This is a genomic window from Nocardia sp. NPDC051900, from assembly GCF_044452545.1.
In the GTDB taxonomy this organism is placed as follows: domain Bacteria; phylum Actinomycetota; class Actinomycetes; order Mycobacteriales; family Mycobacteriaceae; genus Nocardia; species Nocardia sichangensis.
The window spans coordinates 289217-310871 of the sequence record NZ_JBITBU010000005.1; the positions used below are offsets into that span (position 1 = coordinate 289217).

A 21655-nucleotide genomic window follows, 5' to 3' on the forward strand; every position below is an offset into this window, starting at 1 on the left:
TCAGATCAGCGCGGTGCCCGCACCGCGCGGGTCGATCAGGATCTTCGCGTGCCGCTCCGGGTTGCCGAGGACGGTGAAGGCGTCCGCGACGCCGTCCAGACCGACGGTCCCGGTGATCAAGGGGCTCGGGTCGACCTTTCCCTCGGCGAGCATGTGCAAGGTGTCGCGGAACTCGCCGGGGTCGTAGCCGAGGACGAACCGCAGTTCGATCTCCTTGTTGATCGCCATGGCGGGATGGAAGCGGTCGGTCTCCATGCAGACCCCGACCACCACCACACGCGAGAGGGGCGGCGCGGCCGTGAGGATCTGGTCGATGATTCCCGGTACGCCGACACATTCGAAGATGACCGGACCGGCGGGTCCCGCGTTCAACGTGTGAGCCAGCCGGAAGACATACCACCACGGCAGGTTCGGTACCCGCCGCAGGCGATCCATGGCGTCGAATCCGAGTCCGAGGATGTCGGTGACGCCGTTGATCCGTCCCTTCTTCGGGGCGGCCGTCCAGGGCGATTCGGTCGCCGGGTCGACCACGACGTCGGCGCCGCACGCCGTCGCCAGTTCCCGTCGGCGCGGCGAGAAGTCGCTGGCCACCACGGTGCGCACGCCCGCGGCTTTCAGCATGCTGATCACCGCGAGCCCGATCGGCCCGCAGCCGATGACGAACGCGGTCTGTCCCTTGCCCACCCGGCCCCGGCGCACGGCGTGCCAGGCCACCGCCATGGGCTCGGTCAAGGCGGCGTGTTCGGCGGACAAGCCGTTGGGCACGGGCATGGTCATCGATTCCTGGACCACCACCTGTTCGGCGTAGCCGCCGGGCGCCGCCGTCGACAGTCCCACCAAGTGGGGTTGCCTGCCGTGCCGGACGATCGGCAGGGATACCACAGGCGTTCCCGTCTTCCACCTCTTCCGGCAGTCCGGCCCGTAATCGACCACCGTGCCGCTGAATTCGTGGCCGAGCACCACGCTCTGATCCGAACGCATGAAGTGCTCGTAGCCCGTGGCCACGGCCAGGTCGGCCAGTTCGTCGGCGTGGGTGCGGGCATGCAGGTCCGAGCCGCAGATACCGCAGCGTGACACGTCGATCAGCAGTTGACCCGCACCGGGCCGGGGCGTGGGCAGTTCCGTGACCTCGAATTCGGCGGCGGTGACGACGGCGGCCCTCATGACGACTCCTCGGATCGACGGCGCACGGTGGGCGCCTCGGCCGGGGCGCCCCGCCGCCACACTACTGCGGCAGGGCGCACCCTGTGGCTGCCTCGGCCGTAGGCTCGACGGGCCGAGGCGCTTTCGGTTGCGGCTTTCGTCAAGCGCCGCGCAGCCGCGGGTACACCTCCTGCTCGAGGTAGTCGGCGACGTCGCGGCCATGGCGACGAGCTTCGTGCACGGCGACACCGTGCCGTCCAGCAACCTCCTTCAGCGCGGGCCGCGACCTCTTCTCCACCCCGCCGCCGATCAGCAGATGGGCGAACTCTCCGGTGTCGAGTGCCGCGAGCGCCTCGTCGTCGGTGGTGACACCGCGCGCGGAGAACCCGGCGGCCCGAACCCGCTCGACGGCGGCGTCCACGGTGTTCCTGCTGCGGCCGATGATCAGAAGGTCCATCTCGCTCACACCCCTACCGGTTGCGGGTCCGTCGCATCGATATCGATCTCGTGGTGTTCGAGCTTGGCACTGCGCGGCAAGGCGAGGAAGCCCAGGCAGACCAGCGCCAGGACGCCGATGCCGTACCAGAGGGTGCGCTCGAAAGTGTTCGCGAAGTTCACCGCGTTCGCCCGCATGCCCGCCGTCGTGAGCACCTGACCGACGCCGCTGGAGCCCCGCTCCGCGCTGGTCCGGCAGCTGTCCGGCACCACGGTCGGATCGACCTGCGCGGATCGATCCAGCACGCAGGCGCGGAAGTTCGAGAGGATCTCGTCCCGCGCCTGCTCGGGCACGCCTACCGCGGCGAGTTCGGCGCGAACCTCCGGCGCGACCGTGTCGACCCCGCGTGCCGAATCGTGGTCGAGCTGGGTGAAGAACACCACGCCCACGAGCGCGACGCCCAGAGCCGTGCCGAGTTGCTGCCCGGTATTGAGCAGACCGGACGCCGAGCCCGCTTCCCGCGCGGGCACCTGGCCGAGCAGTAAGTCGATGGTCGGCGCGACCACCATGCCGAATCCGGCACCGGTGACGATCAGCGGGAAGACCATCTGCCACGAGGCGATCTCCGCGCCGTAGTGCGTGGCCAGCCAGCCGTAGAGGCCGAAGCCCGCGGCGTTGACCAGGCCGCCGACGATCAGGACCCGCCTGCCGAACCGCGGCGCGAGCACGCTCACCGAGACTCCGGCGCCGATCCCCGCGCCGACCGCGAAGAACACGGCGGTCAGCCCGGCTCGCATCGGCGTCCAGCCCAGTCCCGCCTGCATGAACAGCGTCCACACCAGGAAGAACCCGCCGAGTCCGATCCAGAACAGCAGCCAGCTGCCCAGCCCGATCGCGAACGGCCGGGATCGGAACAGCGTCAAGTCGATCAGGGGTGAGCCGACCGTCCGCGCCCGGTACCGCTCATACGCGACGAATACCGCGAAGGTCGCGGCGGAGGCGGCCATCATGACGAATGTCCAAGCGGGCCAGTCGAGTCTGCGCCCCTCGGCCAGCGGGTAGACGAGCAGGAGCACCGCGCCGATGGCCAGGATCATGCCGACCACGTCCAGGCGCGGCGCGGCGGGCGAGCGGGACTCCTTCATCACCGCCGCGGCCGCGCCGAGCGCGAGAATGCCCACCGGGACGTTGACCAGGAAGATCGGCCGCCACACCAGGTCGAACAGGTCCCACTGCACCAGCAGGCCGCCGAGCGAGAGACCGACCGCGGAGGCGGACCCGCCGACGCCGCTGTAGAGCGCGATGGCCCGCCCGCGCTCGTGGTCGGCGAAGGTGACGCGGATGATCGCCAGGATCTGCGGCACCATGAGCCCGGCCATCGCGCCCTGCACGAAGCGTGCGGCGATCAACATGGCCGGATCGGTGCTCAGGCCGCAGGCCGCCGAGGCGAGCGTGAAGCCGGCCATGCCGATCAGGAAGATCCGTTTGCGGCCGAAGATGTCGCCGAGCCTGCCGCCGGTGATCAGCACGGCGGCGAAGGCGAGTACGTAGGCCGCGACGATCCATTCGATCTGCGAGTACGCGGCGTGCAGATCGGCCTGGATGCTCGGCACGGCGACATTGACGATCGTGACGTCGAGCAAGTCCATGAATCCCGCGGCGAGCACGACCGCGAACGCGATCCAGCGGCGGGAATCGGTAGGGGGACGAGTAGTGGGGTCGGGTTCCATGAGGGCCTCTTTCGGATGGGAGGGAAGTACCGACTCCCAAACTATGCACCTCGAGTGATTATCAATCAATATGGCAATCATAAAAGGTGCATTAATGCTACGATCGGGGCGTGACCGATGCCGATCCGACGCCGCTGTCCGACCACGTCGCCTTCCTCCTCGGGCAGCTCGGGTTCCACACCGCGTACCGCTTCAGCGACGGGTTGGCCCCGCTCGGCATCGGTCCCAGGCATTTCGGCACGTTGCGCGTGCTGCGCGAGCACGACGGCCAGTCGCAGCAGCAGCTGTGCGAGACGCTGGGCATCCATCGCAACGTGATGGTCGGGTTGGTCGACGAGCTGGAGAAGCGTGGCCTGGTCGAGCGCCGCAAGCATCCGGCCGACCGCCGGGCGCACGCCGTCTACCTGCTGCCCGCCGCGCATGATCTGCTGGCCCGGGCGCAACGTGTCGTCGACGGACTCGAGTCCGATCTGCTGCGCGAATTCGACGCGGCCGACCGCGCCACCTTGTTGCGGCTGTTGCAGCGGCTCGCGGCGACGAACGGGCTGGAACCGGGCATTCATCCCGGACTCTCCCGCTGATTCCTGCCTTCAGGGCTTCCTCGCCGCGCCGGAAGTGTGTGGCAGGTCACTCATGCGCGTCGCCGTCCGGGAATTAAACGCGCGAGTCGCCCGTTGAGCCTTTCGACAAGATTGAGTGTGTACGACTCAAGTTTCGGTTGACTCCGAGACTCCTGCGAGGCAGGATTGAGCCGACCACGCTCAGTGTTGCTGGGGCCGTGCTCCGTGAGGTGCTAGGGGCGAGGTCTCGCGGCGTCCCGCAGCGGACGTCGAGGGCGGTTTCGCCCGGCACCTACACATATCGGTACGTCAATTAGGAGGAACCACTATGGCTCGTGCGGTCGGAATCGACCTCGGGACCACGAACTCGGTCGTCGCCGTTCTCGAAGGCGGTGAACCGGTCGTCGTCGCCAACTCGGAGGGATCGCGCACCACCCCGTCGATCGTCGCGTTCGCGAAGAACGGCGAGGTACTGGTCGGCCAGCCGGCGAAGAACCAGGCCGTCACCAATGTCGACCGCACCATTCGCTCCGTCAAGCGGCACATCGGCACCGACTGGTCGGTGGACATCGACGACAAGAAGTACACGCCGCAGGAGATCAGCGCGCGCGTGCTGATGAAGCTCAAGCGCGACGCGGAGTCCTACCTCGGTGAGGAGATCACCGACGCGGTCATCACCGTGCCCGCCTACTTCGAGGACGCCCAGCGGCAGGCCACGAAGGAAGCAGGCCAGATCGCGGGCCTGAACGTCCTGCGCATCGTCAACGAGCCCACCGCCGCGGCGCTCGCCTACGGCCTGGACAAGGGCGACAAGGAACAGACCATCCTGGTCTTCGACCTCGGTGGCGGCACCTTCGACGTCTCGCTGCTGGAAATCGGCGAGGGCGTCGTCGAGGTCCGCGCCACTTCCGGCGACAACCACCTCGGTGGTGACGACTGGGACGAGCGGGTCGTGCAGTGGCTGGTCGACAAGTTCAAGGCCAGCTCGGGCATCGACCTGACCAAGGACAAGATGGCCATGCAGCGGCTGCGTGAGGCCGCCGAGAAGGCCAAGATCGAGCTGAGCTCCTCGCAGAGCACCTCGATCAACCTGCCCTACATCACCGTCGACGCGGAGAAGAACCCGCTGTTCCTCGACGAGCAGCTGACTCGCGCCGAGTTCCAGAAGATCACCTCGGACCTGCTCGACCGCACCCGCGCGCCGTTCCAGTCCGTGATCAAGGACGCGGGCATCAAGGTGTCCGACATCGACCACGTGGTGCTCGTCGGCGGTTCCACCCGTATGCCCGCCGTCACCGACCTGGTGCGCGAGCTGACCGGTGGCAAGGAGCCCAACAAGGGCGTGAATCCGGACGAGGTCGTCGCCGTCGGCGCCGCCCTGCAGGCCGGCGTGCTCAAGGGTGAGGTCAAGGACGTCCTGCTGCTCGACGTGACCCCGCTGTCGCTGGGCATCGAGACCAAGGGCGGCGTGATGACCAAGCTCATCGAGCGCAACACCACCATCCCGACCAAGCGCTCGGAGACCTTCACCACGGCCGACGACAACCAGCCGTCGGTGCAGATCCAGGTGTTCCAGGGTGAGCGCGAGATCGCCTCGCACAACAAGCTGCTCGGCTCCTTCGAGCTGACCGGCATCCCGCCCGCCCCGCGCGGCGTGCCGCAGATCGAGGTCACCTTCGACATCGACGCCAACGGCATCGTGCACGTCACCGCGAAGGACAAGGGCACCGGCAAGGAGAACACGATCAAGATCCAGGACGGCTCCGGCCTGTCCAAGGAGGAGATCGATCGGATGGTCAAGGACGCCGAGGCGCACGCGGCCGAGGACAAGGCGCGTCGCGAGGAGGCGGAGACCCGCAACCAGGCCGAGTCGCTGGTCCACCAGACCGAGAAGTTCATCAAGGAGAACGAGGACAAGGTCCCCGCGGACGTCAAGACCAAGGTCGAGGCGGCCATCGCCGAGGCGAACGAGGCTCTGAAGGGCACCGACATCGCCGCGGTCAAGGCGGCCGTCGAGAAGCTGGCGACCGAGTCGCAGGCGCTCGGCCAGGCCATCTACGAGGCCTCCGCCGCGGACGCCGCCGCACAGGGCGACGGCGCGACCAGCGCCGCGTCGGATGACCAGGTCGTGGACGCCGAGGTCGTGGACGAGCCGGTCGACACGGAGAAGAAGTGACCGAGGACAATTCCGAGAAGGAGCCGATCACCTTCGTCGACAACCGGAAGATCGATCCGGAGACCGGTGACGTCAGGCAGCAGGCCGCGGACAACGGCGCCGCGGCCGCGCAGGCCCCGCAGGTGGGCGAGGGCGTGGACATCGACAACGACGACGCCCTCGCCGACACCATCAGCGGCGAGCTCGCCGAGCGCACCGCCGACCTGCAGCGGCTGACCGCCGAATACGCCAACTACCGGCGCCGGGTCGAGCGCGACCGAAAGGCCGTCATCGACAACGCCAAGGCGTCGGTGGTCACCGAGTTGCTCGGCGTGCTCGACGATCTCGACCGCGCGCGGGCGCACGGCGACCTGGAATCGGGTCCGCTGCGGTCGGTGGCCGACAAGCTGTCGGCCGCGCTGCTCAAGCAGGGTCTCGAGGAGTTCGGTTCGGAGGGCGAGCCTTTCGACCCGACCCTGCACGAGGCTGTGCAGCACGAGGGCTCCGGCCACGACCCGGTGATCGGCATTGTGATGCGCAAAGGCTATCGCTTCGGCGATAGGGTGCTTCGGCACGCGCTCGTCGGGGTAACCGACGGCGTAGCCGATCTGACGGAAAACGCTGTTCAACCTACTGAAGAGGCATCGGATGTTGATGCCGGCGCGAACGATCAATAAGGACGCGAGAGGAGGAGATGCTCGGTGAGCCAACGGGAGTGGATCGAAAAGGACTTCTACAAGGAGCTGGGTATTTCCTCCGGCGCCTCGCAGGACGAGATCAAGAAGGCCTATCGCAAGCTCGCCAGGGACTTGCATCCGGACGCCAACCCCGGTGACACCAAAGCCGAGGAGCGGTTCAAGGCCGTCAGCGAGGCGCACGCCGTGCTGTCGGACCCGGCCAAGCGCAAGGAGTACGACGACACCCGCAAGCTCTTCGCGGGTGGCGGCTACGGTCGCGGTGGCTTCGGCGGCGGTACCGGCGGCGGCTTCTCGCAGGAGTTCAACCTCGGGGACATCTTCGGCGGCGCCGCCGGCGCCGCCGACGGTGGCCTCGGCGACCTGCTCGGCGGTCTGTTCAACCGGGGCGGCACGCGGTCGGCGAGCCGCCCCAGGCGCGGGGCCGACGTGGAGACCGAGACGACGCTCGGTTTCCGGGAAGCGGCCCAGGGCGTCACGGTTCCGCTGCGGATGACCAGCCCCTCGCCGTGCACGACGTGTCACGGCAGCGGCGCCAAACCGGGCACGAGTCCGCGAGTCTGCCCGATCTGCAACGGGACCGGCATCGTCAGCCGCAACCAGGGCGCGTTCGGCTTCAGCGAGCCGTGCGACGAGTGCCGGGGCAGCGGGTCGATCATCGACGACCCGTGCCTCGACTGCCAGGGCAGCGGCATCCAGAACCGCACGCGCACCATCACGGTGCGGATTCCTCCCGGAGTCGGTGACGGTCAACGGATCCGGCTGGCCGGTCAGGGCGAGGCGGGGCTGCGCGGGGCGCCCTCGGGCGACCTGTATGTCACCGTCCACGTCAGCCAGGACAAGGTCTTCGGCCGCAACGGCGACGACCTGACCCTGGTTCTGCCGGTCAGTTACAGTGAATTGGTCCTCGGTACAACGGTTTCGGTGCCCACTCTGGACGGCCGGGTCGGCGTCAAGGTGCCTCCGGGTACCGCCGACGGCCGCACCTTGCGGGTGCGCGGCCGTGGCGTGCCCAAGCGCGGCGGCGGCGCGGGCGACCTACTGGTGACGGTGAAGGTCGCGATTCCGCAGAAGCTGGACAACGACGCCGTCGAGGCGCTGAAGCGCTACCAGGAGGCGGAACGGGCCGGCGGCTTCGACCCACGTGCGGGATGGGCAGGTGCGTGATGTCCTCCGAACCGAAGAACGCGTCCGGCGGGTCGCGGGCCGAGTTCTTCATGATCTCGGTCGCGGCCCAGCTGGCCGGCATGCATGCGCAGACGCTGCGCACGTATGACCGTCTGGGACTGGTCACGCCGCAACGTACTTCGGGCGGTGGTCGGCGCTACTCGGCCCGGGACGTGGAGCTGCTGCGCGAGGTGCAGCGGTTGTCCCAGGACGAGGGCGTCAACCTGGCGGGCATCAAGCGCATCATCGAACTGACCAATCAGGTGGAGGAACTGCGCCAGCAGGTCGCGGAACTGTCGGCCGAGTTGGAGCGGACGCGGGCGGCGTACCGTCCGGATCTCGCTCCGCAGCAGCGCAGTACCGCGCTGGTTGTCTGGCAGCCGCGGCACCGTCGTGAGGACGGTCAGCGCAGACGATAACCGGCACGACGACGGCCCCGGCCTCGGTCGCACATCGCGAACCGGCGCCGGGGCCGTCGTCGTGCGGGCATTGTCACAGAGATTTGCTGAAGATAAACCAGAACATGTTCGGCGGAAGTGGTGCGGCACCATCTATTTCGTTGTCGAATCAACTGGACATTTTCACCATAGATCAGTTTACGTAACCGGTTCGGCCTACCCGATTCGATCTACCTCGGGTGGGCGCCATGTTGCCCTGAAGTCGCTAGAACAGACCAATCGGGACGTAATTCCACAAGAGGGCCTTACCAATTCGGTATGCACACGACTGATTTTGCGCCGAATCCCCGGTCTTGCAGTCGGTTTCTCTGGCGTGTCGCCCTGGGCATCCTCGTATCGACGAAATTGAGCGCGGTATGTTCCTTCGAAAGATTCCGTTGCTGGCAAACCTCGCCTACACTCCTTGCCATCGGCTGCTGTCGAGTGGCCCCGCAGCACCTCACTCGCCGGCATGGTTCGTGAACGAGTGCGAAATGGGGTTGTGAGACCAATGGATTCACGCACTGTCGCTTTGATCAGAACTACGTTCAAGGCGGTTGCTGCGGAGGATGGGGGGCCGGAGAAACTGGCGAGATCGTTCTACGCGATCTTGTTCACCGACTACCCGCACGTCCGCGATTTCTTTCCCGCCGCGATGGACTCCCAGCGCGACCGCCTGGTCAAGGCGATCTCCTATGCACTGGACCGGTTGGAGGAGCCCGACAAGCTGCTGCCCTTCCTGGCCCAGCTCGGCAGGGACCACCGCAAATACGGCGTGCAGCCCGCGCACTACGCCGCCGTCGCCACCGCGCTGAAGAACGCCGTGAAGGTGTTCGCGGGCACCGAGATGTGGACCGACGAGGTGGACCGCGCCTGGGACGAGGGCCTGCAGATCATCTCCGACACCATGATCGGCGCGGCGGAGAAGGAGACCACGCCGTCGGTGTGGACCGGCACGGTGATCGAGCGCCGCGAGGTGCTGCGCAACCTGGTCGTCGTCCGGCTGCAACTGGATCAGCCGATGCGCTATGCCGCGGGCCAGTACTTGAGCGTGCAGGTTCCGTCGCGGCCGCGCATGTGGCGCTATCTCTCGCCCGCCGTGCCCGCGAATGCCAACGGTGAGATCGAGTTCCACGTCCGCAGCGTGCTCGGCGGCTGGGTCAGCTCGGCCATCGTCGGCCAGACTGTCGTCGGCGACCAATGGCTGCTCGGCTCGCCACTCGGCGGCCTCGGCGTTCCGCGCAACGCCAAACGCAAGATGCTGATGGTCGGCTGCGGCACCGGAATCGCGCCGCTGCGCGCGCAGTTGATGTCGATGGCGATGCGGCGGGCCAATCCGAAGGTGCATCTGTTCGTCGGCGGCCACCACCCCTGCGACCTCTACGACCTGGAGACCCTGAGCAAGCTGGCGATGGCCAACCGCTGGCTCACGGTCACGCCGGTGAGCGAGCACGACGAAAACCCCTGGTGGTACCCGGAACCAGAGGAGCCGCGCACCACCTGGCCGGGCCTGGAACCCCGCGTCACCGGCCAGATCGGCAAGGTCGTCGCCAGTTTCGGCGCATGGTCCGACCGCGACGTGCAGATCGTCGGCTCACCCTCGATGGTGCAGACCACCAAGTTCCGCCTCATGGCAGCCGGAACCCTGGCGAAGAACATCCGCCACGACCCGTTGTATTAGTCCGGCGCCTGCGGCGCCGCGAACGGCGGATGCTCGGTCTCGCTTCGCTCGAAAGACGTGGTTGCGGTGCGCCGGGCGTGTCAGGTGATGACCGCGCTCCCAGGGGCTCGCCGTTGTTGCAGCCTCGGGATATCCGATGGTGGCAATGCTACGGCTGCTGTATCGATCTGCTGGTCGGTCAGAGCCCCTCGAATTGGATTCGCTCCGGCGGAGTTCCGGTTTCGAGGAGGCGGTCGACCGTGGTTTGGACCATGGCCGGGGAGCCGCAGACGAGTACTTGGTGTTCGAGGAAAGCGCCGTGGGAGCCGAGGACTTCGGCGAGGGTGCCGTAGAGCAGGTCGTCGGGTGCGAAGCCGATGTCGACGCGGGACTGCTCGTACCAGTCGTCGACCCAGCTCGGATCCTCCGGGTTCTCCACCACCGGAATCACCGTGAGCCAAGGCAATTCGGCGGCCAGCAGGTAGAGCATGTCCGAGGCGTACAGGTCGCGGGGGGAACGCCCCCCGACGAAGAGGTAGGTGGGCGGCGGCGACGGCTTGCGCGCCAGCTCGAGGATCTGAGCGCGCATGGGCGCCAGTCCCGTACCGCCCGCGATCATCACCACCTCGTCGCCGTCGGGGTCGACCCAGAACCCGCCTGCCGGAGCGCCGATCCGCCACTCGTCGCCCGGCTGGGTGTCGGCGACGATCGCGGCGCTGCACCAGCCGCCAGGCACCGTGCGCACGTGGAACTCCAGTTTGCCGTCCAGAGACGGCGGCAGCGCGGGGGACAGCCTGCGGCGCACGCCGGGATGCTGCGGCACCCGGACTTCGACCGACTGTCCGGCGGCGAACGGCACGAACTCTCCGATCAGGCGGATCACCGCGAGATCGTGTCGCAGGCGATGATGGCCGACCACGGTCGAAGTCCACTCCGGCGCCTGATGACCATTGCCGAGCATGCTCGGATCCCCCAACGGGGCCTCCTTCTTACACAGGGTCGCAGCTGATGTTCTGCTCCGGCGTGCCGACCGCGATGAGCGCGCGCCGGGTGTCCGCGATCATCCGGGCCGAGCCGGCGATCTGGATCTGCCGGTCTTCCCACGCGCCGAAGCTCGCGACCACGGCGCCAAGGTTACCGATCAGGCGCCGGTGCATGCCGTACGGTGCGTCCTGCGGCGGATGCGGGTACCACCACGGGTTGGTCTTCTGCTCGCACACCGGAACGATGGTCAGCCACGGGTTGCTCTGCGAGAGCTGCCACATGTTCTCCACGTCGTACAGGTCGCAGGGATAGCGGCCGCCGATGAAGAAGTGCACTCGCGGGTTGATGCCGCGCTGGCCCATTTCGATCAGCTGGGCGCGCAGCGGGGCGATGCCGGTGCCCGCGCCGATCATGAGCACGTCACGGCCGCTGTCCCGGTCGACGTGCAGTCCGCCGAGCGGGCCCGCGATCCGCCATCGGTCGCCGACCCTGGTCTCGTTGACGATCGCGGGGCTCACCCAGCCGCCGCGGATCTTGCGCACGTGGAACTCGATCTCGCCGTACGGGTTGGACGGGATGGCAGGAGAGAAATAGCGCCACATCTTGGGCCGCTGCGGAATGGTGACCGGCACGTACTGCCCGGCCTGGTAGGGCACCGGCCCATCGGACTGCAGGCGCACGATGGCCAGGTCTTCCAGCACGCGGCGATGGCCGACCACGGTGGCCTCCCACACCGGCTGCGACTTGTCGGAGTTGGCGCCGATGGCCATGGACGCGGAGATCAGGATGGTGATGTCGCGCCAGCCCTCCTCCAGGCTCCGATTCCACGCCGCGCCGTTGTAGACGCGGAACGCCGCCAGCAGCGCACGGCCCGCTACGTCGTAGTGCGCGGCCTCCACGCCGTACTTGCGATGGTCGCGAGCGAGTTGCTCCAGGAACTTCTGCGCGCGGTCCCAGTCCTCCAGGTGATCGAGGACGTACTGGATGGCCGTGGCGATCCGTTTGGCCTGCATCTCCATGGCGGGTGGGAACAATTCGCGCAACCGTGGGTTCTCGGCGAACAAATGTCCGTAGAACGCACTGACCAACCGCTCGGGTCCATTCGGCGACTCGATCACCGAACGAAAATTGGCGCGGACCAGCGCAGCCGAACGCGCATCCACGACGTGGAGCTTCCTTTCCCTCAGTTCTGCCCGGGGACATACCCGTTACCGGCGGTCTCCCGCCGACAAGTATCCCCGAAAATGCCGTGGTCGTGTGGGTATAAAGCGAACCTTCGCCTTCGCTGCGGCCATGCCCGTGCCGGAGACGGACTACGTCCGGCTGCGCCCGTCAGTGCCATGCGACCCGGGCAAACGGTAATCGGTGGGCAAACGGCGGATGCCGCTGACCCGTCGGGTACCGCCGTCGTGGGCGGGCCGGGCCGGATTTCCGCGTCGATGCGGGACCGGAGGATGCCGTTTCCGGCCGGTCAGGTTCCGGCGCCGGTACGCACCGCAGGCACGACCTGCTCGGTATAACGACGGATCTGCTCGACCGGTTCCCCCTCGGTCGGCCAGAAGACGAAACCGTCGATCCGCTGGTCACGGTACAGGGCGAGCAGGTCGTCGACCCAGCGCTGGGGCGGGCCCTCCAGGAAGCCGCGATCGGACCCGTCCGCGGTGATGGTGCCCGATACGTTCAGCACCCGCCGCACCGTCAGCGGATCCCGGCCCGCCGCCGCGGCGGCGGCATCGATCCGCTCGCCCGCTTCGGCGAGGAACTCCGGCGGCGCCCACGCGGCGGACGGCACCCAGCCGTCGGCGGCGCGTCCGGTGAGCTCGAGCATGCGCGGCCCGCGCGCACCGAGCCAGATGCCGGGCTCGTGTCGCGGCCGGGGGCCGGGATGCGCGCCCGCCAGGGAGTAGAAGGCGCCGGGCACCCGGACCGATCGCTCGTCGCTCCACAAGGCGCGGATCACCGCGATCGCCTCGGCCAAGGCGCGTACCGCCTCGCCGCCGGTTCGGCGCGGTCCGCCCATCCCGGCCACGGCGTCCCAGAACGCGCCGGCGCCGAGACCGAGCTGGATCCGGCCGTCGCTGATGATGTCGAGCGAGGCCACCGCCTTCGCGAGCAACGCGGGGTGGCGCAGCGGCAGGTTCGCCACGTCGGGGAAGAAGGTGATCCGCTCGGTGCGCGCGACGAGAGCGGTGATCAGCGTCCAGGTGTCCAGGAAACGGCGCTGGTAGGGATGGTCCTGGATCCCGATCAGGTCGAGCCCGGACACGTCGGCGTACACGCTCAGCTCGGCGAGCCTGCGGAAGTCGTCGGCCTCCGGGATCAGGAACAGACCGAATTGGGGCGGTCGAGTGCTCGTCACACACCTCCTGGTGGTCTCGCGGGACGCCCGGCCCGGCGTGGCGGGCCGGTGTCGCTCAGATGGCGAGCACGGTCTTGCCGCGTGCGCCGGGCGCTCCGATGACCGCGGGTCCCTCCGCGAGCGGGACGGTCGCGTCGATCGGCACGACCACGTCACCGGCGGCGACGCGCTGGATCAGCCGGGCCAGCTCCGGCGCTTTCCCCTTGGATTCGATGTTGCCCCCTTTCAGCGACCGTGCGCGCAACGCGTCCTCGTCGGCCGCGAAGGTGGTGGAGTAGACGGTGCCGCCGTCGCGGACCAGCGTGGTCAGCTCCGCCAGCGCCTCGGGCGGGCTCACCAGATCGAACAGGACGTCGATGCCGTCCGGATGCGCGGCGGCGACCTGGTCGCGCACCGGTCCCGCGGTGTAGTCCACCGTCTCGGCCGCGCCCAAGCGGGTCATCTGATCGGCGGAGTCGCCGCGTGCCGTGGCGATGACGTGCGCGCCGGCGATATTGGCCAGCTGCACCAGGAAGGAGCCGACGCCGCCGGTCGCGCCCACGATCAGCACGGTCTGGCCCGGGTGGATGTGGGTGGCGTCCACGAGGTCCTGCGCGGTCACCCCGGCCGTCGGCAGCGCGGCGGCGGCGACGGTGGTAACGCCCGGCGGGATCGGCACCAGCGTGCCGCCCTCCGGGAGCACCGCGTACTCGGCGAAACTGCCGTGGCCCACCGGCGGTGTGAGGAACTTGCCGACCACCCGGTCGCCGATGGCGAACCGGCTGACGCCCGCGCCGATCGTGGCGACCGTGCCCGCCCCGTCGACTCCGAGGATCATCGGAAAGTCGTGCGGCAGTTTGCCTTCCAGGAGGCCGGAGGCCACCTTCCGGTCGAAGGGATTCACCCCGGCCGCCTGGAGTTGGACCCGCACGGATCCGGGGCCCGGCTCGGGCATCGGCATCTCGGCCAGTTCCGGCGTCGCTCCGAACTTCCGTACCACGATCGCGCGCATCCATTCGCTCCTCGAGTCGGGGTGAAGAGTGCTGCAACAACTGACGGCCGAGGTCATCGTAGGCATCCGAAGGTCGCCGACGTGCGGAATCATCGCATCGGCGGTGTCGCGGGGCGTCGCTTTCGCCGGTGCCGGGGCGTAGCGTTCGACACGATCCGGCGGCATCCGAGCGGCGTGGCGAAGAATCTGAAACTTGAGCGGAACAGACTCAACCTTTCGGACGTTGGACGGGTAGGAACGGCGCCGAGCCGAAGGCGGAGCGGGACGAAGCGACGGCTTCGGCCGGGCGAACACGCTCGGCGCCGTACGAATCGACTCGACTAGTAGGAAGGTGACTCGTGGACTCGTTCAATCCCACCACCAAGACCCAGGCCGCACTGACCGCCGCCCTGCAGGCGGCCTCCGCCGCGGGCAACCCGGAGATTCGTCCGGCGCACTTGCTGGTGGCGTTGCTGGACCAGACCGACGGCATCGCCGCGCCCTTGCTGAAGGCCGTCGGAACGGATCCGGCGGTCGTGCGCAACGAGGCACAGGCCATCGTGGACCGGCTGCCGCAGGCGACCGGCGCCACCACCACACCGCAGCTGGGCCGCGAGGCGCTCGCCGCGATCACCGCGGCGCAGCGCCTGGCCACCGAACTCGGTGACGAATACGTCTCCACCGAGCACGTGATGGTCGGTCTCGCCCAAGGCGACTCCGATGTGACGATGCTGCTCACCAAGTACGGCGCCACCGCCGACGCGCTGCGTGCGGCGTTCACCGCGGTGCGTGGCAGCGCCCGGGTGACCAGCCCCGATCCGGAGGGCAGCTACCAGGCGCTGGAGAAGTACTCCACCGACCTCACCGACGCCGCCCGCCACGGCAAACTCGACCCGGTCATCGGCCGGGACACCGAGATCCGCCGGGTGGTACAGGTTTTGAGCCGTCGCACCAAGAACAACCCGGTGCTGATCGGCGAGCCGGGTGTCGGCAAGACGGCCATCGTCGAGGGGCTCGCCCAGCGCATCGTGGCGGGCGACGTCCCGGAGTCACTGCGCGGCAAGTCCGTCGTGGCGCTCGACCTCGGCGCGATGGTCGCGGGCGCGAAGTACCGCGGCGAGTTCGAGGAGCGGCTCAAGGCCGTGCTGGAGGACATCAAGAACAGCGCGGGCCAGATCATCACGTTCATCGACGAGCTGCACACCATCGTCGGCGCGGGCGCCACCGGTGAATCGGCGATGGACGCGGGCAACATGATCAAGCCGATGCTGGCCCGCGGCGAGCTGCGCCTGGTCGGCGCGACCACGCTGGAGGAATACCGCCAGCACATCGAGAAGGACGCCGCCCTGGAGCGGCGCTTCCAGCAGGTGCTGGTCGGCGAGCCGTCAGTGGAGGACACCATCGGCATCCTGCGCGGCATCAAGGATCGCTACGAGGTGCACCACGGTGTGCGCATCACCGACTCCGCGCTGGTCGCCGCGGCAACGCTGTCGGACCGCTACATCACCTCCCGTTTCCTGCCGGACAAGGCGATCGACCTGGTCGACGAGTCGGCCTCGCGGTTGCGCATGGAGATCGACTCCCGCCCGGTGGAGATCGACGAGGTGGAGCGCGCGGTGCGCCGCCTGGAGATCGAGGAGGTCGCCCTCGCCAAGGAGACCGACGAGGCCTCCAAGCAGCGGTTGGAGAAGCTGCGCGCCGAACTCGCCGACGACCGGGAGAAGCTCAATCAGCTGACCACCCGTTGGCAGAACGAGAAGAGCGCGATCGACCAGGTGCGCACGCTCAAGGAGCAACTGGAAGCGCTGCGCGGCGAATCCGAACGCGCCGAGCGCGACGGTGATCTGGGCAAGGCGGCCGAACTGCGCTACGGCCGGATCCCCGCGCTGGAGAAGCAGCTCGCTCAGGCCGAGCAGTCCTCGGCCACCGCGGGCGACGGCGAGGTGATGCTCAAGGAAGAAGTCGGCCCGGACGACATCGCCGAGGTGGTGTCCTCGTGGACCGGCATTCCGGTGGGCCGGATGCTGGAAGGCGAGACCCAGAAGCTGCTGCGCATGGAGGAGGAGCTGGGTCGCCGCGTGGTCGGTCAGACCGAGGCGGTGCAGGCGGTGTCCGACGCGGTGCGCCGGGCGCGCGCGGGTGTCGCCGATCCGAATCGCCCCACCGGCTCGTTCATGTTCGTCGGCCCCACCGGCGTCGGCAAGACAGAGCTGGCGAAAGCGTTGGCGGACTTCCTGTTCGACGACGAGCGCGCCATGGTCCGCATCGACATGAGCGAGTACAGCGAGAAGCACTCGGTGGCCCGGCTGGTCGGCGCCCCGCCCGGCTACGTCGGTTACGACCAGGGCGGCCAGCTCACCGAGGCGGTGCGGCGCAGGCCCTACACGGTGGTGCTGTTCGACGAGATCGAGAAGGCGCACCCGGACGTGTTCGACATCCTGCTCCAGGTGCTCGACGAGGGCAGGCTCACCGACGGCCAAGGCCGCACGGTGGACTTCCGCAACACCATCCTCATCCTCACCTCGAACCTGGGTGCGGGTGGTGACCAGGAGTTCGTCATGAACGCGGTGCGTTCGGCCTTCAAGCCGGAGTTCCTCAACCGCCTCGACGACGTGGTCATGTTCCACGCGCTCGACGAGGAGCAGTTGGAGCAGATCGTCGACATCCAGCTCGATCAGCTGCAGAAGCGCCTGGCGCAGCGCAGGCTGAAGCTGGAGGTCAGCGATTCGGCGCGGTTCTGGCTCGCTGTGCGCGGTTACGACCCCTCCTACGGAGCTCGTCCGTTGCGCAGGCTGATCCAGCAGGCCATCGGCGACTCCCTCGCCAAGGAGTTGCTCGCGGGCGAGGTCACCGACGGCGACAGCGTCAAGGTGACCGTCAGCCCCGACGGGGACGGCCTGATCGTCGGAAGGTGATGAGCGAGCAAGCGGCCCCGCGCGTGCGGGGCCGCTTACCCTGGAAGCCATGACCAACCCGAACGATCCCTGGGGACAGCGGCCGGAGGATGCACCGACCGAGCACCTGGGTCCGCCGGGCAAGTCCGGCTACGGGGGCCCGGCGCACACCACGGCGTATCCCGACGCGTACGGCGCCGGCGCTCCGTCGGAATATCCCCCGACGGAGCAGTACGGATCCTGGGGCCCACCCCCGACGAACGCGACGCGCGCGTTCCCGTCCTACGACTCCCAGTGGGCCGCCTATCCGGACACCGCCCCGGGTGCGGCGGGGCCGCCCGGCGGCGCGATGCCGCCCGCTGGGGGAGTGCCGCAGGGGCCACCACCGCAGCCGCCGCGGCGCAACACCGGTCTGTGGATCGCCCTCGGCATCGGCGTCGTGTTGCTCATCGGTGCGATCGGGGTGGTCTCGGGCGTGCTGCTGGGCGCAAGCGATTCCGGCTCGACCGACACCGCGGCGGCGCCGACGACGCGCGTCACCACGAGACCGGCGCCGGGAACCAGGAACGCCCAGCCGACCCCACCGAGCGGGTTGCCCAGCGTGCCCGGCCTCGGCGATGCCGACGGGCTCGGCGCGACCATGGGCACCATCACCGCCAACGACGGGGGCACCCTGACGGTGAGTTCGGTGATGGGCAACACCATCACGGTGCGCACGGACGCCAAGACGCAGGTGATCGCCTTGTCGGGCACGAAAGTATCCGATCTCGCCACCGGTGAGCTGGTGCTCATCCAGGGCGACAAGGCCGCGGACGGATCGATCCAGGCGAAGGTCATCATCGGTACCTCGCTGCCCGGCGGCGGACGATGAGCCGCGCCGGGCGCGGCCCGCGCGAAGCGCCGGGGGTAATGACGGACCATGTCCGGCCCGGACCATTAGGCTAGGCGTCGATGACGGCAATGTGGTTCGGGTTGGCGGCGATCGCGCTCGTGGGTGCGATCGTGCTGCTGTATTTCGATCGGCTCCAGCGTCAGCGGACCGGTCACGCGCGACAGGTGTGGGCGAAGTCGCAGGGCTATACCTATGTGTCCGTGGAACCCGCGCTGCCGTCCACGTGGCGGCGGGGCGCGCTGACCAAACTGGGCTATCTCTCCGCGGTCGACGTGGTCTCCGGCATCCGCAAGGGCGAGAAGTTCGTGCTGTTCGACTTGGAGGACTCCGCGACGCTGGTCGCGGTCCGCCGCCAGATCGGTTCGGACATCGACGTGGACATGCGGCTGAAGACGGCCGCGCCGCCCAAGGACCACGATCTGGAACTGCTCGGCGCCATCGGTGATCGCGTGGTGTTCGCGACCAACCCCGAAATCGCCAGGCACGCGGTCGATCAGCGCATGGTCGCGTTCATCGAGAATCTTCCGGACTCCGTACAGATGCTCTGGAGCGAGGGCAACTGGACGCTGGGCATGCTGCTGGTCGGCACCACCCCGAAGGACTGGGAAGGCGCGATCGACGCGGTGCTGCGCCTGTCCGGCCTGCTGCACGTGCTGCCGCCGGTCAGCGAGCCGCACTTCGACGACGGCGGACCCGAGCCGGGCCGCTCCCGGCCTCGCGAGCGTCAGCGGGGCGAGAACGTCCGGGGCCCCGAGGACGACGCGGGCGACCGTCCGCGCCCGGAGGCCGAAGGCGACGAGCGGTCCGATGACGACTCCCACGCCGGCGAGCGAGCCGAGGAGCGCGGATCGGAACCGGCGCGCCGCCCGTCGCTGGCCGTCGTGCCGAACACCCGCGCCCGCGTGCGCGAGGACGACGGACCTCGGTCACATGAGGAACGCGACGAGCGCGCCGAGGGCCGGGCCGACTCCGAGTCGCGGCAGCGGCCCGCCGACCCGCCCGGTGGACCGTTCCATCCCGGCTTCCGCCCCTACCAGGGACCCGTGCCGAAGTGACCGGCCGCGCGCCCACCGCGGTCGGACCCGAGCGACTGCCATCGATCGCGCCGTCATGACCGAGCATCCCCGGCTGCCCGGCGCCACCCGCCCGGTGGCTTTGATCACCGGACCGACCTCGGGTATCGGCCGCGGTTACGCGACCCGGCTGGCCTCCCTCGGCTACGACTTGGTGCTGGCCGCCAGGGACGAGCAGCGGCTCACCGCCCTCGCGACCGAGATGGAACACCGCTTCGGTACCCGCTCGGAGCTGCTCGTCGCCGACCTGGCCGGGGCCGAGGATCGCGAGCGGGTCGCGGCGCGGCTGGCCGACGGCGTCGAATTCCTGGTGAACAACGCCGGTTTCGCGCGGTCAGGGGAGTTCTGGACATTGCCGCCCGAGCAGTTGCAGGCGCAACTGGACGTCAACGTCACCTCCGTGGTGCGGCTCACCAGGGCCGCGCTGCCGCCGATGATCGCGGCGGCCAACGGCTGCGTCGTCAACGTGGCCAGCGTGGCGGGCCTGATTCCCGGACGAGGGTCGACGTACTCGGCGTCCAAGGCATACGTCGTATCCTTCACGGAAGGGTTGGCAGGCGGATTGGCCGGGACCGGAGTCCGGGTCCAAGCCCTGTGCCCGGGATTCGTCCGCACGGAATTCCACCAGCGAGCAGGCATCGAGATGTCCTCGCTGCCGAAAGCGTTGTGGCTGAGCGTCGACCAGGTAGTCGCCGGCTCACTGCGTGATCTGGAGAAGGGCCGGGTGCTCAGCGTGCCCGGTGTGCAGTACAAAGCGCTCACCACCGTCGCCGGAATGATCCCGCGAACCCTGGGGGCCCGGCTCAATCGCGGGCTGTTCAACGCACGCGGAAGGACTTGACATGATCGACGTGATTACCAACGACAGGGACCGGCTGGCCGCGCTGGTACGCGAGCTCGCCGTCGTGCACGGCCGGGTGACCCTGTCCTCGGGCAAAGAGGCCGACTACTACGTCGACCTGCGCCGCGCGACGCTGCACCACGGCGCGGGCCCGCTGATCGGCAAGCTGCTGCGCGAACTCGTCGCGGACTGGGACTTCGACGCCGTCGGCGGCCTGACCATGGGCGCGGACCCGGTGGCGCTGGCCGTGCTGCACGCGCCCGGCCGCCCGATCGACGCCTTCGTGGTGCGCAAGGCCGCGAAGTCGCACGGCATGCAGCGCCAGATCGAAGGTCCCGATGTCGTTGGCAAGCGGGTGCTGGTCGTCGAGGACACCACGACGACCGGCAATTCGCCCCTGACCGCGGTGCGCGCGTTGCGCGCCGCGGGCGCTACCGTGGTCGGCGTCGCCACCGTCGTCGACCGGGAAACCGGCGCCGACCAGGTGATTGCCGCGGAAGGTCTGGAGTACCGGTCGATCCTCGGCTTGAAGGATCTCGCCCTGGGATAGCCTGGACGAGGTGTAAGTCTTCGAAGGTGAAGGGTCGTGTGAGTCTCCAGTGGTGAGCATTGCAGTCAACAGGAGCCGCGAGAACGTCGCGATGCTCGGAATCGGCGCTTACCGACCCAAACGCCTGGTCAGCAACGCGGAGGTCTGCGAGGTCCTGGATTCCACCGACGAGTGGATCTTCGAGCGCACCGGCGTCCGCAACCGGCGCTGGATCAGCGGTGACGAGACGCTCCGGTCGATCGCGGCGGCGGCGGGCGAGCGCGCGATCGTCAACAGCGGCGTCGACCGGTCGAAGATCGGCGCCGTGATCCTGGCCACCTCCAGCTGGCTGACCCTCACCCCGCACGGCGCCCCGCAGGTGGCCTATGACATCGGCATGAACGGCGTCCCCGCTTTCGACCTGACCTCGGGCTGCGGCGGCTTCGGATACGGCCTCGGCGTGGCCGCCGACATGATCCGATCCGGTTCCGCCGAGTACGTCCTGCTCATCGGCGCCGAGACGATGACCGTGGGACTCGACCCCACCGACCGCGGCACCGCGATGATCTTCGGTGACGGCGCGGGCGCGGTCGTGGTCGGCCCGAGCGACGAGAACGGCATCTCGCCGACCGTGTGGGGCAGCGACGGCGAGAACGCCGCGGCGATCATGCAGGACATCGATTTCCTCGAGTACATGCGGCGCGCTCAGGCCATGCAGGGGCTCGACCCGGCGGTGGATCCGGTCGGCCGGATGTCGCTGCGGATGGAGGGCCCCCGCGTGTTCCGCTGGGCCGCGGTCACCCTGCCGCGCGCGCTGTCCACCGCGCTCGAGGTCTCCGGCGTGGCCAAGGAGGACATCGAGGTCTTCGTCCCGCATCAGGCCAACGCCCGGATCAACGAGCTGATGAAGAAGAATCTCGGACTGGCCGACGAGATCCCGATGGCCAACGACATCGAGAACACCGGAAACACCTCCGCCGCGTCCATTCCGCTCGCGATCGAGGAAATGCTGGTCACCGGCAAGGCCAAGGGCGGGCAGACGGCGTTGCTGCTCGGCTTCGGCGCGGGGCTGAGTTACGCGGGACAAGTCGTCACGCTGCCGCCCGCGCCCGCCGAGCCGAGCTTCTGAC

At 68.7% G+C, this 21655-nt stretch carries 19 protein-coding genes; 12 read left to right on the top strand and 7 right to left on the bottom strand.

Features of this window, described 5'->3' with window-relative positions:
* From ACIA5H_RS10490 to ACIA5H_RS10500, 3 genes are all read right to left on the bottom strand, one after another.
* Positions 1–1164 carry a zinc-binding dehydrogenase gene (locus tag ACIA5H_RS10490; protein WP_379249208.1) on the bottom strand — a complete coding sequence of 388 codons (1164 nt, stop codon included), beginning with the start codon at positions 1162–1164 and terminating at the stop codon, positions 1–3.
* A 139-nt stretch (positions 1165–1303) separates the two neighbouring features.
* Positions 1304–1600 (bottom strand): hypothetical protein, encoded by a 297-nt coding sequence (locus tag ACIA5H_RS10495; RefSeq protein ID WP_355071487.1) that lies wholly within the window; start codon positions 1598–1600, stop codon positions 1304–1306.
* Between the two features lie 5 nt (positions 1601–1605).
* Positions 1606–3309, bottom strand: coding sequence for an MFS transporter (locus ACIA5H_RS10500; RefSeq protein WP_397075375.1), 1704 nt, complete (start codon positions 3307–3309; stop codon positions 1606–1608).
* A 110-nt stretch (positions 3310–3419) separates the two neighbouring features.
* Between ACIA5H_RS10500 and ACIA5H_RS10505 the strand changes: the two genes are divergently transcribed.
* From ACIA5H_RS10505 to ACIA5H_RS10530, 6 genes are all read left to right on the top strand, one after another.
* On the top strand, positions 3420–3890 hold the full coding sequence (locus tag ACIA5H_RS10505; protein ID WP_379249204.1) for a MarR family winged helix-turn-helix transcriptional regulator: 471 nt from the start codon (positions 3420–3422) through the stop codon (positions 3888–3890).
* A 307-nt stretch (positions 3891–4197) separates the two neighbouring features.
* Positions 4198–6045: a molecular chaperone DnaK gene (gene dnaK, locus ACIA5H_RS10510; RefSeq protein ID WP_355071493.1), complete on the top strand. Its 1848-nt coding sequence runs from the start codon at positions 4198–4200 to the stop codon at positions 6043–6045.
* Positions 6042–6701, top strand: a complete 660-nt coding sequence (grpE, locus tag ACIA5H_RS10515; protein WP_379249202.1) for a nucleotide exchange factor GrpE — start codon at positions 6042–6044, stop codon at positions 6699–6701. Before dnaK ends, grpE begins: the two co-directional genes overlap by 4 nt.
* Positions 6702–6725: 24 nt before the next feature.
* Positions 6726–7886, top strand: a complete 1161-nt coding sequence (gene dnaJ / locus ACIA5H_RS10520) for a molecular chaperone DnaJ (protein WP_379249200.1) — start codon at positions 6726–6728, stop codon at positions 7884–7886.
* Positions 7886–8305 carry a heat shock protein transcriptional repressor HspR gene (locus tag ACIA5H_RS10525; protein ID WP_355071498.1) on the top strand — a complete coding sequence of 140 codons (420 nt, stop codon included), beginning with the start codon at positions 7886–7888 and terminating at the stop codon, positions 8303–8305. Before dnaJ ends, ACIA5H_RS10525 begins: the two co-directional genes overlap by 1 nt.
* A 529-nt stretch (positions 8306–8834) precedes the next feature.
* Positions 8835–10004, top strand: a complete 1170-nt coding sequence (locus tag ACIA5H_RS10530) for an FAD-binding oxidoreductase (protein ID WP_379249198.1) — start codon at positions 8835–8837, stop codon at positions 10002–10004.
* A gap of 178 nt (positions 10005–10182) precedes the next feature.
* Here the strand turns inward: ACIA5H_RS10530 and ACIA5H_RS10535 are convergent, their stop codons facing one another.
* From ACIA5H_RS10535 to ACIA5H_RS10550, 4 genes are all read right to left on the bottom strand, one after another.
* Positions 10183–10944, bottom strand: a complete 762-nt coding sequence (locus ACIA5H_RS10535) for an FAD-binding oxidoreductase (protein ID WP_355072103.1) — start codon at positions 10942–10944, stop codon at positions 10183–10185.
* Between the two features lie 28 nt (positions 10945–10972).
* Positions 10973–12130, bottom strand: coding sequence for an FAD-binding oxidoreductase (locus ACIA5H_RS10540; protein ID WP_379249197.1), 1158 nt, complete (start codon positions 12128–12130; stop codon positions 10973–10975).
* A 308-nt stretch (positions 12131–12438) separates the two neighbouring features.
* The gene (locus tag ACIA5H_RS10545; RefSeq protein ID WP_379249195.1) at positions 12439–13326 is read right to left on the bottom strand and encodes an LLM class flavin-dependent oxidoreductase; all 888 of its coding nucleotides are present in this window, start codon (positions 13324–13326) and stop codon (positions 12439–12441) included.
* A gap of 55 nt (positions 13327–13381) precedes the next feature.
* Positions 13382–14317, bottom strand: a complete 936-nt coding sequence (locus tag ACIA5H_RS10550) for an NADP-dependent oxidoreductase (RefSeq protein WP_379249193.1) — start codon at positions 14315–14317, stop codon at positions 13382–13384.
* 338 nt (positions 14318–14655) lie between these two features.
* On the opposite strand from ACIA5H_RS10550, the gene clpB reads away from it, so the two are divergent.
* The 6 genes from clpB to ACIA5H_RS10580 all read left to right on the top strand — a co-directional run bounded on the left by clpB (position 14656) and on the right by ACIA5H_RS10580 (position 21654).
* The gene (gene clpB / locus ACIA5H_RS10555; protein ID WP_379249191.1) at positions 14656–17211 is read left to right on the top strand and encodes an ATP-dependent chaperone ClpB; all 2556 of its coding nucleotides are present in this window, start codon (positions 14656–14658) and stop codon (positions 17209–17211) included.
* A 49-nt stretch (positions 17212–17260) separates the two neighbouring features.
* Complete coding sequence (locus tag ACIA5H_RS10560) at positions 17261–18061, top strand: DUF5666 domain-containing protein (protein ID WP_397075381.1); 801 nt, start codon at positions 17261–17263, stop codon at positions 18059–18061.
* A gap of 80 nt (positions 18062–18141) precedes the next feature.
* On the top strand, positions 18142–19137 hold the full coding sequence (locus tag ACIA5H_RS10565; protein ID WP_356962849.1) for a hypothetical protein: 996 nt from the start codon (positions 18142–18144) through the stop codon (positions 19135–19137).
* 55 nt (positions 19138–19192) lie between these two features.
* On the top strand, positions 19193–19996 hold the full coding sequence (locus tag ACIA5H_RS10570; protein WP_356962847.1) for an SDR family NAD(P)-dependent oxidoreductase: 804 nt from the start codon (positions 19193–19195) through the stop codon (positions 19994–19996).
* Between the two features lies 1 nt (position 19997).
* Positions 19998–20546, top strand: a complete 549-nt coding sequence (gene pyrE, locus ACIA5H_RS10575; protein ID WP_355071509.1) for an orotate phosphoribosyltransferase — start codon at positions 19998–20000, stop codon at positions 20544–20546.
* A gap of 49 nt (positions 20547–20595) precedes the next feature.
* A complete protein-coding gene (locus tag ACIA5H_RS10580; RefSeq protein WP_379249188.1) occupies positions 20596–21654 on the top strand; it encodes a beta-ketoacyl-ACP synthase 3 in 1059 nt (352 codons plus the stop codon).
* The last annotated feature ends 1 nt before the right edge of the window (position 21655 follow it).

What these genes read in the sequence shown, in the direction of transcription:
- ACIA5H_RS10525 (WP_355071498.1), top strand. Translation starts at nt 7,886, where the DNA reads ATGTCCTCCGAACCGAAGAACGCGTCCGGCGGGTCGCGGGCCGAGTTC.
- dnaK (WP_355071493.1), top strand. Translation starts at nt 4,198, where the DNA reads ATGGCTCGTGCGGTCGGAATCGACCTCGGGACCACGAACTCGGTCGTC.
- ACIA5H_RS10535 (WP_355072103.1), bottom strand. Translation starts at nt 10,944, where the DNA reads ATGCTCGGCAATGGTCATCAGGCGCCGGAGTGGACTTCGACCGTGGTC.
- ACIA5H_RS10495 (WP_355071487.1), bottom strand. Translation starts at nt 1,600, where the DNA reads ATGGACCTTCTGATCATCGGCCGCAGCAGGAACACCGTGGACGCCGCC.
- ACIA5H_RS10490 (WP_379249208.1), bottom strand. Translation starts at nt 1,164, where the DNA reads ATGAGGGCCGCCGTCGTCACCGCCGCCGAATTCGAGGTCACGGAACTG.
- ACIA5H_RS10560 (WP_397075381.1), top strand. Translation starts at nt 17,261, where the DNA reads ATGACCAACCCGAACGATCCCTGGGGACAGCGGCCGGAGGATGCACCG.
- pyrE (WP_355071509.1), top strand. Translation starts at nt 19,998, where the DNA reads ATGATCGACGTGATTACCAACGACAGGGACCGGCTGGCCGCGCTGGTA.
- ACIA5H_RS10530 (WP_379249198.1), top strand. Translation starts at nt 8,835, where the DNA reads ATGGATTCACGCACTGTCGCTTTGATCAGAACTACGTTCAAGGCGGTT.
- ACIA5H_RS10500 (WP_397075375.1), bottom strand. Translation starts at nt 3,309, where the DNA reads ATGGAACCCGACCCCACTACTCGTCCCCCTACCGATTCCCGCCGCTGG.
- ACIA5H_RS10570 (WP_356962847.1), top strand. Translation starts at nt 19,193, where the DNA reads ATGACCGAGCATCCCCGGCTGCCCGGCGCCACCCGCCCGGTGGCTTTG.
- ACIA5H_RS10550 (WP_379249193.1), bottom strand. Translation starts at nt 14,317, where the DNA reads ATGCGCGCGATCGTGGTACGGAAGTTCGGAGCGACGCCGGAACTGGCC.
- ACIA5H_RS10565 (WP_356962849.1), top strand. Translation starts at nt 18,142, where the DNA reads ATGACGGCAATGTGGTTCGGGTTGGCGGCGATCGCGCTCGTGGGTGCG.